The organism is Clostridium peptidivorans (assembly GCF_900205925.1).
Classification (GTDB): domain Bacteria; phylum Bacillota; class Clostridia; order Clostridiales; family Clostridiaceae; genus Clostridium_AK; species Clostridium_AK peptidivorans.
In genome coordinates this window covers 1-735 of sequence record NZ_OAOD01000056.1, presented here as the reverse complement: position 1 = coordinate 735, position 735 = coordinate 1, and the positions used below count along the sequence as shown (strand labels likewise).

At 49.7% G+C, this 735-nt stretch carries 1 protein-coding gene and 1 pseudogene; both read right to left on the bottom strand.

The window, feature by feature from the left end:
* Positions 1 to 278, bottom strand: a pseudogene (locus CRN98_RS17300) (sensor histidine kinase); the annotation flags it as partial.
* Positions 265 to 735 (bottom strand): response regulator transcription factor (locus CRN98_RS17295; RefSeq protein ID WP_097028644.1); only part of this gene is annotated, 471 nt, incomplete at its 5' end. The gene CRN98_RS17295 and the pseudogene CRN98_RS17300, both read right to left, overlap by 14 nt.

The following is a 735-nucleotide window of genomic DNA, read 5'->3' as shown; positions in this document are numbered from 1 at the left end:
GTTATCTCGCTTTGCAGAATGGAAAGTTCGCCCTCGTCCGATTCACCAATATACAGATGGTCAGCGTTATGAAGCACAAGATCGATTTGATCTGAAATCTGCGCAATGCTTTTATATCGGGCTTTGGTAAACGCGAAAAACGCTGTTCCAAAGGCGGCGGCAGAAGCAATGGCAAGGATTCCAGCCAACCTATTGATTGCAAATCCCAGCATTACAGCGGCGGCGGCCATTAAGGAGAACAAAATGGCAAACTTCCGAAACTCTCTATTCCGAAGCATACTCGCCCCCCAATCTATACCCCGTCCCGCGAACGGTCAGAATTATTTGCGGGCTTGCTGGGTCGTTCTCTATCTTCTCCCGCAAGCGTTTGATGTACACGGTCAATGTATTGTCATTGACAAACTCGCCCGCCGCGTCCCACAATTCGTCAAGTAGCCTGCCCCTCGTGATAATACTTTTAGGGTTGCTAATAAACACCAGCAACAAGCGGTATTCTAATGCTGAAAGAAAAACCTCGTTGCCGTTTTTTTTCACAACGCCGCTTGCCATATCGACATGAAGCTCGCGAATTTCAAAATCCGACCCGGAACGCCCGCTTTTTCGCAGGGCGGTTCCAATTCGCGCAATCAATTCACGCGGACGAAAAGGCTTGGTGATATAGTCGTCCGCACCCATGTTCAGCCCGGTAACAACACTCGCCTCATCGCCGGAAGCCGTCAGAAAGATAACGGGAAC